The organism is Ornithinibacillus halotolerans, assembly GCF_014637405.1.
Taxonomy (GTDB): domain Bacteria; phylum Bacillota; class Bacilli; order Bacillales; family Amphibacillaceae; genus Ornithinibacillus; species Ornithinibacillus halotolerans.
This window is the reverse complement of sequence record NZ_BMEY01000008.1, coordinates 163606-178199: the sequence shown is the minus strand read 5'-3', so window position 1 is coordinate 178199 and position 14594 is coordinate 163606. Positions and strand designations below refer to the sequence as shown.

The following is a 14594-nucleotide window of genomic DNA, read 5'->3' as shown; positions in this document are numbered from 1 at the left end:
GAGTATTTTCAACCCTGCGCATTTTATTCTAGAGCCAATTTCTTGGCCGATAGTCTGTATGTTAATGTAAAACAAGTATACGAGCAATGTTCAAAAAAGCTATTATTAGTTTATTTCAAGTGAATAAACTGATTTAGAGGAGTAATGCTATATGTTTTTTTAGAATTCCTCCTCGAGAGTTTAACTTCTGGCTTTTTATAGATTTGTATCCATATAGAAAAAATATAAAGGAGGACACTCATTCGACAAAATATGACAAAAACCGGGAGGTGTCAGGCACCGCAGAGGCACCGCAGAAAATGTTAGAACACGGATTACCTTTAAACAGGGGTAATTCGTGTTTTTTATATTATCGGAAGGTTAAAATCTCATGTTTCGCACAAAATATAATGGATATCATTAGAGTTAGGGTGAATGGCATGAAACATATGGATAAAAACAGAGATAGAAAGAGTAATATCATGTACCAAAGCCAGGAAAGAAAATTAGTTTGGTTAACTTTTATTGTGGCGGCAATTATGCTTTTATCCATCATTGGCAGGGTTATAGGCGGATAGGAGGAGAATGATTGATTAATGAAGAGGCAGTTTATTATAGTAGAATCCTAACCGAAACTACATTATCATTTCATATTATTTATGCAACATTAGGGGTAGGAGTACCACTAATGATTATGATTGCCCATTGGGTTGGAATTAAGAAGAATGATGAACATTACATATTACTTGCTAGAAGATGGACAAGGGGATTTATCATAACGGTAGCTGTTGGGGTAGTTACAGGTACGGCCATTGGGTTACAGCTTTCTTTGTTATGGCCTAACTTTATGGAATTGGCAGGTAATGTAATTGCACTGCCACTATTTATGGAGACGTTTGCTTTTTTCTTCGAAGCAATTTTTCTTGGAATATACTTATATACGTGGGATCGGTTTGAAAATCAACGAAAGCATCTATTACTTTTGATTCCCGTTGCTATTGGAGCATCGTTTTCAGCAGTATTTATAACAATTGTAAATGCTTTTATGAATGCACCACAAGGTTTTGAATTGATTAATGGAGAGCTAGCAAATGTTAATCCAATTCAGGCGATGTTTAACCCAGCAATGCCTACTAAAGTTTCTCATGTAGTTGGGACAGCCTATATGACAAGTGCGTTTGTGCTTGCATCTATTGCGGCATTTCGTTTATTAAGGGGATCCAATCATATTTACCATAAAAAGGCACTCTACTTAACGATGAAGGTGGGGCTCATTTTTTCTCTAACTTCATTAATTGTTGGAGATTTGTCTGGAAAATATCTGGCAGAATATCAACCTGAAAAACTTGCTGCTGCAGAATGGCATTTTGAAACGAGTGAGAGTGCAGAACTCATCTTATTAGGATTTATGAATGAGGAAGAAGAGATTAAATATGCAATAAGAATTCCATATGCATTGAGTATTCTTGCACATGGATCACCGACTGCGGAAGTCATTGGATTAGACCAGTTTAGAGAAGAAGATCGCCCTCCATTATATATCCATTATTTGTTTAATATTATGGTTGCGATTGGAATGCTAATGATTGTTGTTTCGTTTTTTTACATTGTTAGTAAAGCAAAGGGATGGTCCATTGTTGAGTCAAAGCCGTATCGGTGGTTAATTGTATTTGGTGGGCCATTGTCACTAATTGCAATTGAAGCGGGCTGGTGGTTAGCAGAAGTTGGCAGACAACCGTGGATTCTTCGTGGAATCATGCGTACAGCAGAAGGTGCAACGACGAGTAATGATGTAGATCTCATGTTGCTACTATTCTGTGGTCTCTATTTAATCCTTGGAATTGGTTCTGTGGTGGTTCTAACTAGAATGTTTCGGAGGAATCCAGTAGAAAGAGAACTGATGGAACGAAAAGGGGATGTGCATAGGTGAATATTAACTTAGAGATAATTGGTATTACAGTACTTTGGACATTCCTATTCGGATATATTATTGTTGCTTCTATTGATTTTGGTGCTGGTTTCTTTAATGCATATGGTATTTTTACAAAAAGGGAACATATTCTTACGAAAATTATCCAGCGATATTTATCTCCTGTTTGGGAGGTAACCAATGTTTTTCTCGTATTCTTCTTTGTAGGAATTGTTGGCTTTTTTCCTAGTACTGCTTTTTACTATGGAACTACTTTATTGGTACCAGTGAGTATTGCGATTATTTTATTAGGAATCCGTGGTTCATATTATGCATTTGAAACATATGGAGCACGTTCCCATAAGGGATATGCTTTCATGTATGGTTTATCTGGTTTATTGCTACCAGCTGCATTATCTATCGTATTAACGATTTCAGAAGGTGGATTTATTTCCATGGTAGACGGGCATCTCATACTCGATTATTGGCTCTTATTTACGAGTCCACTAACATGGAGTATTGTTGTGCTAAGTTTATCCGCGGTATTGTATATTTCTGCTGTATTTTTAACCTGGTATGCAGATCAAGCAAATGACACACCTGCTACTGAATTGCTCAGACGGTATGCATTAATCTGGGCATTACCGACGATTATTACAGCAGGGGGAATTATTTATGAACTTAGATTTCATAATAAAGAGCATTATGAACAGATTTTATCATTTTGGTGGATGTTTTTGATATCAGCATTACTATTTATCGGGACAGTATGGTTACTCTGGAAAAGAAAAAATTATGGTGTAGCATTTAGTTTGCTGATTGGTCAATTTGCATTTGCATTTTATGGTTATGGAATGTCTCATTATCCATATTTACTATACCCACACTTAACGATATATGATAGTTTCACAAATGAGGCGATGGCTATCTCACTTATTATTGCTTTTATAGCAGGTTTGGCATTACTCATACCATCCCTTTATTTATTGTTAAGATTGTTTCTATTTAATAAGGATTATGTTAGTGGAAAATCGGAACATGAACATTGAGGTGATTTGCTAATGGATGCGTTTCTAATATTCGTTGCACCTTTTCTAGTCATTCTAACTGGAATTGTACTGTCCTTCTGGTGGGTTCTGAAGGATGATGTTGTACGAAAGGAAGATTAAGGGGATGAAAGAAGTTTCTCGTCAGTGATGAGCTGGTGAGAAGCTTTTTTTATTAAACAAACGTTTGTTTTAATTTTAATAGTAAGCTATGAGTTTAATTATTATATCGTAATCACATTTTAGGTTACAGTTAAGATAATAAATATCAATAGTAAACATAGTGAAATGAGATAAGGAGTGATATTTTGGCTAATTTAATTATCCTAAACGATCAGGAAATCCAATTGTTGAATTGTGAGAAAGAATTAATAAATGGTCTACATCAAGTTACTGTTACTTTTAATGTCACAAGTGAAGAATATCATGACATAACGACGTTACTTTACAACGGAACATTTGATGTGAAGATTCCAGGAGAGGATTTAATGTTTAGAGGAACAATAATTAATTATTCTACTTCGATAACGAACCTATATGAAAAAGACCAAGTAGGTCAGTTTAAGCTAATTTTGTTGGAAGAAAGGATTGATACATAATGAGACTAAGTATATTAGATCAATCCCCAATTTCTTCTAATCAAACCCCATATGATGCTTTACAAGAGTCTATGAAATTAGCGCAAGTAGGAGAGGAATTAGGTTATACACGATATTGGATTGCGGAACATCACGATTTACCAGGACTTGCATGTTCTGCTCCTGAAGTAATGTTAAGTTACATTGGGGCTAATACGAATCGAATTCGCATTGGGTCAGGGGCTGTTTTATTACCACATTACCGTCCCTTTAAAGTTGCGGAACAGTTCAATATGTTAGCGACATTGTTTCCTAATCGGATAGATGTAGGACTTGGTCGAGCACCAGGTGGATCAGCTGAAGTGACTAATGCTCTTTCAGAAAACTTTTTGCAAAGCGTTCAAAACTACCCTACTTCAGTAAAAGAATTAATCCATTACTTGGATAATAGAAACGCAAAGATTTCAGCTTCCCCAATCCCTGAAAATCCACCTGTTCCATGGCTTCTTGGTACAAGTAAAAAGAGTGCCCTACTAGCTGCTGCAAATGGTATGCCTTATACGTTTGGACATTTTATGAGCGACAATGATGGAGTTGCAATCATAAAGGAATATCGAAATAACTTTGAACCAAGAAAACAGGGGCAAACACCAGAAGTTATTGTAACCGTTTCTGTTATTTGTGCAGAGACAACGGAAAAAGCGGAAGAAGTAGCACTAAGTTCATTGATATGGTCTATACAAACTGATAAATGGGAAAGGAATCATGGTGTTCCTTCTTTGGAAAAAGCTAAACAATATACATTGACTCAAAAAGAATTAGAATCAATCGAAAAGAAGAAACAGAACATAATTATTGGAAATCCTTTGGAAGTGAAATTAAAATTACATGATTTGAGAACAAAATATCAAGCTGACGAAATCATGATCAATACGATTACGTATTCACCTGAAGATAGAAAATTATCTTATCAGTTAATTGCAAAAGAAGTTTTTAATGAGGAAAATAAATTGTAAAATAGATATTCTCTTGAAACAAGCATTCTGCATGAGATAAAAAATAAGCAAAAAGTATTATATAGATTCTAAGTCATTAAAGGCTACGTTCATACCTCTGAGGGGATATCGACGTAGCCTCTAATATTTTCTCGAATTTTAACATCATTCTTTTCTCATGATACTTAAGTCCAATGTATTAAATTGTGGGTTTAACTGGAAAAAATTTGATTTGAAAAGATGTTAAGAAATTGTTATCATAAATTTTGTGTCTCTTTTACATTGTACTCTTTCTATAGTAAATTTTCAGAAATAATCGTAATTTGCAACAAAAACAACAAGTATTACAGGAGGTATTTTTTATGGGGAAACGAAAAAAAGGGCTGTTTCAAAGCTCTTTAGATAGGATTGAGCTAGTTGGTAATAAACTGCCTCATCCCGCAACATTATTTGCAATTTTGGCACTACTTGTAATCTTGCTTTCTGCAGCATTACAACCACTAGGCATAAGTGTGGAACATCCTGGTGAAGAAGGAACAATAGTAGAAATTAAAAACCTTCTAAGTGCGGAAGGGATTCAATATATATTCACTAGTATGACAAGTAACTTTATTGGTTTTGCTCCACTAGGTGTTGTGCTACTAACGATGTTAGGAATTGGAGTTGCTGAACGTACTGGACTTATCAGTGCATTACTAAGAGGGTTTGTATTATCTGTACCGAATAGATTTATCACTTTAGGCTTAGTATTTGCAGGTATTATGTCTAGTGTAGCATCTGACGCTGGATACGTTGTATTACCACCATTAGGTGCGCTTATCTTTGCAGCACTTGGTAGACATCCACTAGCAGGTTTAGCAGCTGCGTTTGCCGGTGTATCAGCAGGATTTAGTGCGAACTTGCTATTATCAGGTACGGACGCAATGTTAGGGGAAATGACAATAGCTGCAGCTGCAATTATTGACCCTGCATATGCAGAAACGATGAATATTGCGATGAACTGGGCATTTATTGCCGTTTCTGTATTTGTGTTAACGATCATTGGTACGTGGGTTACAGAAAAAATTGTAGAACCACGTCTTGGATCATATACAGGCGACCAAAAAGAAGAAATAAAAGGTCTTCAACCAATTGAGAAAAAAGGTCTTGTTTGGGCTGGTATTGCGGTAGTAATTGGTATTATATTAACAGCGCTTCTTATTATTCCTCCAGATGCACCAATGCGCGGTACAGAAGGAGATACGATGGCACAAATCGTACAGTCGCCATTTATGAAATCATTAGTACCGATTATTGCTATTTTATTCTTTATTCCTGGACTTGCCTATGGAATCGTAACAAAGTCAATCCATAACGATAAGGACGTTGCTAAACAGATGTCAGATACAATGGCATCGATGGGAACATTTATCGTATTAGCATTTACAGCTGGACAATTTGTTGCATTCTTTAATGAAACGAATATGGGACTAGTTTTAGGTGTATATGGTGCAGATTTTCTAAGTAGTGTTAAGTTAACAGGTATTCCGTTACTTATTTTGTTTATTCTAATTACAGCATTTATTAATTTATTTATCGGTAGTGCTTCTGCTAAATGGGCAATGATGGCACCTGTATTTGTTCCAATCATGATGCGACTAGGATATTCTCCAGAGTTAACACAAATGGCCTATCGTATTGCAGATTCTACTACAAATATTATCTCGCCATTAATGACTTATTTTGCAATTATTATTGCATTTGCACAAAAGTATGATAAAAAAATGGGAATTGGAACGTTAATTTCCACAATGGTTCCTTACTCTATGTTCTTCCTCGTAGGTTGGACAATTATGTTAATTATTTGGATGCTACTTGGACTCCCACTAGGACCAGGTGGACCGCTATATTATCAACCATAATATTTTTAAAGCATTGCTTCAGATGGAGCAATGCTTTTTTATTGGTGAAATAACTATAAAGGCAGAAGAGTTAAGATTGAATATTTTTTCATTGATCAAATTGCTATTTAAATTTTACATTTATTTAAAAATGTGTCTTTTATTTAATTAAGTTTACAATTACAAGAAACTTTCGTATACTTACAATATTAAATTGAATATGAAATGGTTGAGGTGCAAAGGCCATCAGTATCTTATTACGGTAAATCTGCAAATTGTAATAAGTGAAAGGGGACTTTGCCGAAATGGAGTTTTGTTTGCAGACGAAACTTTGTTGGATTGTATATTAATAGTATGCAGTCTGTCATTATTCTTAGTAATAATGGAGTGCTTCCACTTGTACATAGGATGAATAAAAACAAGTCGGAATTCTCGGCTTGTTTTTTTATTTTGTATAAATCCTAAATCGACAAAATGTGACAAATTCCGGGGAGTGTCAGGCACCAAAGAGAGGGAGAGGGATATTTTGAGACGTACTGTGCTTAAGTTTGGTGGTTCAAGTGTTAGTAACATAGAGAAGATCAAGGATATTGCTATTTACTTAAAGAATCGTGTGGAAGAAGGGGAACAATTAGTCGTAGTTGTCAGTGCTATGGGGAAAACTACAGATGAGCTTTTAAAACAAGTAAACTCTATTACCAAAACCCCAAATGAACAGGATTTAGCGGTACTTTTAACAACAGGTGAGCAACAAACTATCTCTTATTTATCTATTATATTAAATGATATAGGTGTTAGGTCAAAGCCGCTCACAGGATATCAAGCGGGAATCGAAACAGTTGGTCATCATTTAAAGAGTAAAATTTCTAAAATTAATAGTAAGCTTTTTGATCAACTTTTTAATACATATAATGTTCTAATTGTGGCAGGTTTTCAGGGGTTTAATACAGATAATGAGATTACAACCCTTGGCCGTGGTGGTTCAGATACAACAGCTGTAGCACTTGCTGCAGCGCAACAATGTCCTTGTGAGATTTATACCGATGTTGATGGAGTTTACAGTACGGATCCCCGTATTTATCCTCAAGCAAAAAGACATCAAGTGGTATCATACGAGGAAATGATGGAGATGAGTGCATTAGGTTCTGGAGTTCTTGTATCTAGAAGTATAGAAATTGCAAAAAACTACAACATTCCGATTTACTTAGGTAAGACATTATCGGAGGAGAAAGGAACTTGGATTATGTCAACAATAGAAATGATCGAGAAAAAAGCGGTAACAGGTGTTGCAATTGATAAGGATATGATTCACGTTACACTAAACTATCCTGAAAATAATACACAACTACTGGATCAATTATTTATGTATTTGGAGAAAGAAGAAATTAATGTCGATATGATTTCACAGATTACCAGTAATGAAGGGTTACAACTCTCCTTTACCATGAAGGATACGGAGGAATACCAAATCCAAAAAATCTTCGGACAACTAAAAGAATACTATCCAGCTCTATATTTTAAAATAGAAAACCGATTCACAAAAGTGTCTGTTATTGGATCTGGGATGCGTGATATGACAGGGGTTGCTTCAAAAGTATTCCGTACATTAATTGAGGCAAATCTTCCATTCTATCAAGTAACTACCTCAGAAATAAGCATATCTTATGTTGTAGATTTAGAAAACGGTGAGAAAGCAGTACAACTTTTATGTGAACGATTTGATTTATAATAAGGCCACATTAGTGGTCTTTTTTTGACTAAAAATTTTACATCCGATAGAATCAATTAATTACTAAATTTAGGAGGTATGTAATTTGAAGCAGAATAATCCACAATTCTATATTTCTAGACTAGGTCTAGCACCACATCCAGAAGGTGGGTATTTTAAAAGGACATTTCACTCTTCTGAAAATATTTCTGATAGTGAACTGACAGTGAATTTTGATGAGAAACGTAAACTTTATACAAGTATTTATTTTCTTTTAACATCAAAAGATATATCTCATTTCCACCGTTTAAAATCAGATGAATTATGGTACTTCCACGCAGGAAGCCCTCTCACCATTCATACCATTGATGAAAGTGGAAACTATAATGAATATAAACTTGGACTGAAATTGGATAATGGAGAAGTTCCACAAGTATTAGTACCTAAAAATACTATTTTTGGATCTTCTGTTATGGAGGAGGATACATTTTCTTTAGTAGGTTGTATGGTCTCCCCAGGATTTGAATTTATTGATTTTGAACTTTTTACACAAAGTGAACTTTTGAAAGATTATCCTCAGCACGAAGATATTATTAAGAAAATGGCATACAAGGTAATACCTGAATAATATAGCGTTAGGATGAGGCTTCTCCATTTTTAAGAAAAGTGGTGAAGCCTCTGTTGTGTATTAAAGTGAACGTACAATTATAATCACTTCACAAAAACGTCTAATTTCCGAACGATAAAACGATTACATAAATAAACATTCGTTTTTTCTGTTGACAGGCAAAAATGATGGTGATATTATGAACTAGTAAAAATTAAATAAGTTCTCGTATAAATTTGGGGATATGGCCCGAAAGTTTCTACCAAGCTACCATAAATAGCTTGACTACGAGGTTATGTATATAAACGGTAAACATATGTCTATGTTTATCTCCGTTATTTACTGATGCCTAAAGTCAAGCTCCGGTTATTAATCGGGGCTTTTTCCTTTTTATAAACACGGTACTATTTTTATTATTTTTACACACAATTCAACAAAGAAACCACTGAGGAGGATTTTTTCGATGAAAAATACGAAGAAATTAGTAATGATTTTATTTGTTGCTCTAATGGCAGCAGTTTTAGTAGCGTGCTCTAATGATTCAGGTAATGATAACGGAGCTAATACAGATTCAGAAACAGAAAAAGATGGATTAAAAATTGTGATTATCTCAAGTCCATCAGGTGTTGATGATCGTAGCTTTAACCAAAATAACTACGAAGGTATTTTAAGCTTTATTGAAGAACACCCAAATGCAACAGTTAAAGATATTAAAGAGCCAACTGGTGACCCAGCTGCTGGTGTACAAGCAGTTGCTGACGTTGTTGCTGATTATGATGTAATCGTAACACCAGGATTCCAATTTGCTGGAATTTCTCAATTAGCGGTAGAAAACCCAGATAAACAATTTATTTTAATTGACTCTCATCCAGCAGAAGTTGATGGACAAACTGAATTTGAAAATGTGTATGCAATGACATTTGCTGAAGAAGAAAGTGGATTCTTAGTTGGAATGGCAGCTGCTTTAGAAACAAAAACAAATAAAGTAGCAGTTGTGAACGGAATTGCTTATCCTTCAAACGTTAACTATCAGTTCGGTTTCGAATCTGGTGTGAATTATGTAAATAAAGTATACGGTAAAAATGTTGAAATCGTAGAATTAGCAGGTTACGCAGGTACTGATGTAACTGGTGCTGATGTAGGTGGTAACTATGCAGGGGATTTTGCTGATGAGCCTACAGGTAAAGTAATTGGAAATGCATTAATTGAACAAGGTGTAGATACAATATTCATCGCTGCTGGTGGTACTGGTAATGGTGTTATTACAGCAGTGAAAGAATCTGACAAAGATGTGAAAATCATTGGTGGAGATGTTGACCAATGGGAGGACGGAGTAAATGGTTCTGAAAATGTTATTTTAACAAGTGCTTTAAAAGTAATGGACCTAAACGTTGAACGTTCTCTAAATGCTATTGTTGATGGAACATTTGAAGGTGCTAATGTACTTCTTAAAGCAGATACCGATTCAACTGGTTATGTGAAAGAAGAAGGACGTCACCAATTATCTGAAGATACGATTAGTAAAATTGATGAAGCATACGATTTAATGCAAAGTGGAGAAGTTGAGCCTGCGTCAAACTTTAATGGCCACACTCCAGAAAGCTTTCCAGGGCTATAATTAATTCGTAACTATTGGTCATGAAGATTCTATAAAAGTTTATTATTTCCCTAAAACGCTTAGGGGAATAATGAACTTTTTTAACCTTCAGAGATAATATTTTTAACATTCGAAAAAAGTATTTCTAAATTGAACCTAAGGAGAAAAGCAATGTCTGATTATATTGTAGAAATGAAACATATAACCAAACGATTCCCTGGAATAGTAGCTAATGATGATGTATCCATTGGGATTAAAAAAGGAGAGATTTTTGCTTTACTTGGTGAAAATGGTGCTGGTAAATCAACATTGATGAGTATCCTAAGCGGAATGTACGAACCTGATGAAGGAGAAGTTTATATCCGTGGAGAAAAGGTACAAATTAGTTCACCTAATCACGCTGCAAAGCTAAATATCGGAATGGTGCATCAACACTTTAAGCTCGTTCCTGATTATACGATTACAGAGAATATTATTTTAGGTATCGAGCCAATGAAACGATTTGCAGGAATTTTCCCATATGTAGATATTCAGAGTGCAAATCGCAAAATTGAAGAGTTGTCGAAAAGTTTCGGATTAGAAGTAGATCCAAAGAAACGAATTACTGATCTCACTGTTTCCATGCAACAGCGTGTAGAGATTTTAAAAGTACTGTATCGTGAAGCAGAAATCCTCATTTTTGATGAACCTACAGCTGTTTTGACTCCTCAAGAAATTGAATTCCTCCTTGATATTATTGAAGGGTTACGACAAGGTGGTAAAACAATTATCTTAATCACTCATAAGTTAGATGAAATTAAAAAAGTAGCTGATCGATGTGCTGTACTGAATAAAGGTAAGTTAATAGATGTATTAGATGTAAAGGAAACTTCTACTAATTACATGGCTCAATTAATGGTCGGAAGAGAAGTGAGCTTTGAATCAGCGAAAACGCCTGCCCAGATGAAAGATGAAGTTTTAAAGGTAGAAAATCTAACGGTTAAAAATGAAGATGGATTTGAAGTCGTTAAAGATGTATCTTTCTCTATCCGTGGTGGAGAAATATTTGCTATTGCCGGAGTAGCAGACAATGGACAAGTGGAAATAGCAGATGCCATTGCAGGATTAACCAAGGTATCTAGTGGGAAAATCCTTTTAAATGAACAAGATATAACAGATGAACGAATTAGAAAAAGAACAGAGGCTGGCATATCGTACATCCCAGAGGATAGACAAAGTGTTGGTTTAATATTGGATTTTGATGTAGCTACAAATCTAGCATTGAAACAATATTATAAAGAGCCATTTTCTCGAAATGGAATTTTAAATAAAGAAGAGTTTGACCAGTTCGGAAATAGATTAATTGAGAAATATGATATTAGAAGTGGACAAGGAATTCAGACGCAAGTTCGTTCCATGAGTGGGGGTAATCAACAAAAGGCGATTATAGCTCGAGAAATTGAATTGCAATCCCCACTCATGATTTTTGTGCAACCGACTCGTGGTGTGGATATAGGCGCAATTGAAAATATCCATAAGATGATGATTCAAGAAAGAGACAAAGGAAAAGCAATTTTACTTGTTTCATTAGAACTGGATGAGATTATGGATGTTGCAGATACGATTGGTGTTATATATAATGGCAGGCTTCAAAAAGTAGCAAGTAGTGAATCACTAACGAAGAATGAAGTAGGCGAATATATGATGGGGGCTAAGCATGGATAAAGATAAGAGAAAATTGAACTTAAGTAAAATTATATTCAAGCCAATTCGTAATGAGAAATGGCAACCAATCACTATTCCAGTAGTCTCTATCGTAATAAGTTTTATTGCTGCAGCTATTGTTATTCTATTGATTGGGAAAAACCCACTACAAGCATTTTATAACTTACTGCAAGGCGCAGGAATCATGCCTAAGCCTGCTTATGCTGGATATAAAAGTATGTTGACTGATTTTTTAAGTCTTTTAAATGCAATGACTCCGCTTGTTTTTGCGAGTCTTGCTGTTGCGGTAGCTCTAAAAGCTGGTTTATTTAATATAGGTGTTTCAGGTCAAATGCTAGTTTCTGGTTTTATCGCGACAATTATTGTTGGTTATAGTGGACTGGATGCAATCATCGCAAAACCGCTCGTATTAGTCGTTGGATTTATTACTGGAGGATTGGTCGGTGGTCTTGTTGGATGGCTAAAATATCGATTTAATATTAATGAAGTTGTATCTACCATTATGCTAAATTATACTGCACAATATATTATTAGCTTCTTTATTCAGATGTATTATATTGATCCTCTTTCAAGGCAATCAAAATATGTCTCCGAAGAAGCGCGTTTAACGCTAGTGAATGTGGAAATGGCTAACTTAAAGATGGATATCCCGCTAGGGTTTATACTAGCTATTGTAGTTGCCATCCTATTGAAGTTCTTATTGGACCGTACGGTAGTTGGTTATGAGATAAAAGCTGTTGGTGCAAATCGTAAAGCAGCAAAATTTGCCGGAATTAATGTTGGAAAGAATATGGTATTGGCAATGGTAATCTCAGGTGGTTTAGCAGGCCTTGCTGGTGTTACCTACTATCTAGGATATTATGCTTCGATACAACCGAAAGTCTTATCAAGCATGGGATTTGATTCGATTGCCGTATCTTTATTAGGAAATATTCATCCAATCGGGATTATATTTTCTTCATTTTTAGTGTCTATCATTGATCAAGGAAGCACGTATATGAGTTCACAAGCTGGGATTAGACAGGAAATTGCATCAGTTATCATTGGGCTAATCTTGCTGTTTAGCGCATGTGGTGCATATTTAAAACATAAAGCTAGCCAGTTGAAGGAAAAAAATGTGGACCGAAAGGAGCGTAGATCTTGATGGATACAGTAATTATAGATGGGTTATCATTTGCACTTCCGCTATTTATTATTGCTATCGGTGGGATTTATAGTGAGAAGAGTGGGATTACTAACTTAGCGTTAGAAGGTTTTCAAGGTTTTGGTGCTTTTGTTGGTGCACTCTCAGCGGTCTTAATTGCTCATACTTCTGGTATTGGTGTAGAACATCTATTTTACGTGGCATTACTATTCTCCATGATTGGTGGAATGATGTTCTCTATAATTCATGCAGTACTTTGTATAAAATTTAAGGCAGACCAAGTAATTAGTGGTGTCGTTATTAATATTTTGGCGTTAGCACTAACGACTTTTTTAACGGCACAAATTAATGTACTTGTATTTGGTCAAGCTTCGGATCGATTTCAGTTAGGAGTATCTGACCGATTTACGATCGAGTTTCTAGCTAATATTCCAGTAATTGGAGCTGCATTTACGAATATTTATCCATTTGAAATTATTATTGTTATCATTGCTTGTTTTGCTTGGTATCTTCTATATAAAAGTAAATTTGGTATGCGTCTTCGAGCGGCTGGAGAAAACCCTCATTCAGTTGATGCTGCTGGAGTAGATGTTTCCAAAGTAAGATTTTCTGCCGTATTAATTTCAGGTTTATTGTCTGGTTTAGGTGGTATGTGTTTTGCATACTCTATTTCAGCTAACTTTTCTTCCAGTATTTATATGGGATATGGCTTTTTAGCTATTGCTGCTTTAATTTTTGGGAATTGGAAGATTCTACCGACATTAGTGGCTTGTCTAATTTTTGGATTTGCAAAATCAGGTGGATCTGCTATTGCAATGGTTATGGAATTACCAAGTAGTTTCACGGATTTATTTATGACGTTACCTTATGTACTAACATTACTATTACTAATATTCTTCTCCAAATCGAATCGTGCTCCAAGAGCATTAGGTGAGATTTATGATAAAGGTAAGAGATAGATTATATCTTTTTATGGTAATATCCAGTGTGAAATGATGATTGGTAATGTCCTATCTATCATTTCGCGGCAATATCCGGTGTGAAATGATGAATGGGAGGAGCCCATCTATCATTTCGTTACAGTACCCGTTGTGAAATGATGAATGGGAGGGTCCTATCTATCATTTCATGGCAGTATCCGTTGTGAAATGACGAAAGGGAGGGTCCTATCTATCATTTCGCAGCAGTATCCGTTGTGAAATGATGAATGGGAGGAGCCCATCTATCATTTCGTTACAGTATCCGGTGTGAAATGATGAAAGGGAGAGTCCTATCTATCATTTCGCGGCAATTTCCATTGTGAAATGATGTATGGAATCGTCTTATATATCATTTCACAGAAGCATACAGACTAAAATGATTGATAGAATTCATCAGCTAATTGAAATACTTAATATAACGGATTAAAGGAGTGTCGATTTGACACTCCTATTTTTATTTGTTAACG

The 14594-nt window shown here is 35.3% G+C and carries 13 protein-coding genes and 2 riboswitches; all 13 genes read left to right on the top strand.

What is annotated here, in order from left to right; all coding sequences use genetic code 11:
* Nucleotides 1–389: 389 nt before the first annotated feature.
* The 13 genes from IEV35_RS09925 (at nt 390) to IEV35_RS09870 (ending at nt 14106) form a co-directional block, all read left to right on the top strand.
* Nucleotides 390–557: a hypothetical protein gene (locus tag IEV35_RS09925; RefSeq protein WP_188384520.1), complete on the top strand. Its 168-nt coding sequence runs from the start codon at nt 390–392 to the stop codon at nt 555–557.
* An 11-nt stretch (nt 558–568) separates the two neighbouring features.
* A complete protein-coding gene (locus IEV35_RS09920; RefSeq protein WP_188384497.1) occupies nt 569–1909 on the top strand; it encodes a cytochrome ubiquinol oxidase subunit I in 1341 nt (446 codons plus the stop codon).
* A gap of 2 nt (nt 1910–1911) precedes the next feature.
* Nucleotides 1912–2937: a cytochrome d ubiquinol oxidase subunit II gene (locus IEV35_RS09915; protein WP_188384518.1), complete on the top strand. Its 1026-nt coding sequence runs from the start codon at nt 1912–1914 to the stop codon at nt 2935–2937.
* A gap of 12 nt (nt 2938–2949) precedes the next feature.
* Nucleotides 2950–3057: a cytochrome bd oxidase small subunit CydS family protein gene (gene cydS / locus IEV35_RS20455; RefSeq protein WP_373284727.1), complete on the top strand. Its 108-nt coding sequence runs from the start codon at nt 2950–2952 to the stop codon at nt 3055–3057.
* A 185-nt stretch (nt 3058–3242) separates the two neighbouring features.
* Nucleotides 3243–3533 carry a DUF3219 family protein gene (locus IEV35_RS09910; protein ID WP_188384496.1) on the top strand — a complete coding sequence of 97 codons (291 nt, stop codon included), beginning with the start codon at nt 3243–3245 and terminating at the stop codon, nt 3531–3533.
* A complete protein-coding gene (locus IEV35_RS09905; RefSeq protein WP_188384495.1) occupies nt 3533–4528 on the top strand; it encodes an LLM class flavin-dependent oxidoreductase in 996 nt (331 codons plus the stop codon). Before IEV35_RS09910 ends, IEV35_RS09905 begins: the two co-directional genes overlap by 1 nt.
* A gap of 341 nt (nt 4529–4869) precedes the next feature.
* A complete protein-coding gene (locus tag IEV35_RS09900; protein WP_188384494.1) occupies nt 4870–6408 on the top strand; it encodes an AbgT family transporter in 1539 nt (512 codons plus the stop codon).
* Nucleotides 6409–6608: 200 nt separating this feature from the next.
* A riboswitch (Lysine riboswitch) is annotated at nt 6609–6788 on the top strand.
* Nucleotides 6789–6913: 125 nt separating this feature from the next.
* Nucleotides 6914–8116 carry an aspartate kinase gene (locus IEV35_RS09895; RefSeq protein ID WP_188384493.1) on the top strand — a complete coding sequence of 401 codons (1203 nt, stop codon included), beginning with the start codon at nt 6914–6916 and terminating at the stop codon, nt 8114–8116.
* Between the two features lie 85 nt (nt 8117–8201).
* Nucleotides 8202–8723, top strand: coding sequence for a cupin domain-containing protein (locus IEV35_RS09890; RefSeq protein ID WP_188384492.1), 522 nt, complete (start codon nt 8202–8204; stop codon nt 8721–8723).
* Nucleotides 8724–8908: 185 nt separating this feature from the next.
* Nucleotides 8909–9010, top strand: a riboswitch (purine riboswitch).
* A gap of 155 nt (nt 9011–9165) precedes the next feature.
* A complete protein-coding gene (locus tag IEV35_RS09885) occupies nt 9166–10320 on the top strand; it encodes a BMP family lipoprotein (protein ID WP_188384491.1) in 1155 nt (384 codons plus the stop codon).
* Nucleotides 10321–10470: 150 nt separating this feature from the next.
* The gene (locus tag IEV35_RS09880) at nt 10471–12003 is read left to right on the top strand and encodes an ABC transporter ATP-binding protein (protein ID WP_188384490.1); all 1533 of its coding nucleotides are present in this window, start codon (nt 10471–10473) and stop codon (nt 12001–12003) included.
* On the top strand, nt 11996–13147 hold the full coding sequence (locus tag IEV35_RS09875) for an ABC transporter permease (protein WP_188384489.1): 1152 nt from the start codon (nt 11996–11998) through the stop codon (nt 13145–13147). The genes IEV35_RS09880 and IEV35_RS09875 overlap by 8 nt, the downstream gene beginning before the upstream one ends.
* Complete coding sequence (locus IEV35_RS09870; protein ID WP_188384488.1) at nt 13147–14106, top strand: ABC transporter permease; 960 nt, start codon at nt 13147–13149, stop codon at nt 14104–14106. Before IEV35_RS09875 ends, IEV35_RS09870 begins: the two co-directional genes overlap by 1 nt.
* Nucleotides 14107–14594 lie beyond the last annotated feature (488 nt).

Coding starts and splice junctions, on each gene's coding strand:
- cydS (WP_373284727.1), top strand. CDS start 2,950: ATGGATGCGTTTCTAATATTCGTTGCACCTTTTCTAGTCATTCTAACT.
- IEV35_RS09885 (WP_188384491.1), top strand. CDS start 9,166: ATGAAAAATACGAAGAAATTAGTAATGATTTTATTTGTTGCTCTAATG.
- IEV35_RS09900 (WP_188384494.1), top strand. CDS start 4,870: ATGGGGAAACGAAAAAAAGGGCTGTTTCAAAGCTCTTTAGATAGGATT.
- IEV35_RS09875 (WP_188384489.1), top strand. CDS start 11,996: ATGGATAAAGATAAGAGAAAATTGAACTTAAGTAAAATTATATTCAAG.
- IEV35_RS09905 (WP_188384495.1), top strand. CDS start 3,533: ATGAGACTAAGTATATTAGATCAATCCCCAATTTCTTCTAATCAAACC.
- IEV35_RS09870 (WP_188384488.1), top strand. CDS start 13,147: ATGGATACAGTAATTATAGATGGGTTATCATTTGCACTTCCGCTATTT.
- IEV35_RS09880 (WP_188384490.1), top strand. CDS start 10,471: ATGTCTGATTATATTGTAGAAATGAAACATATAACCAAACGATTCCCT.
- IEV35_RS09925 (WP_188384520.1), top strand. CDS start 390: ATGGATATCATTAGAGTTAGGGTGAATGGCATGAAACATATGGATAAA.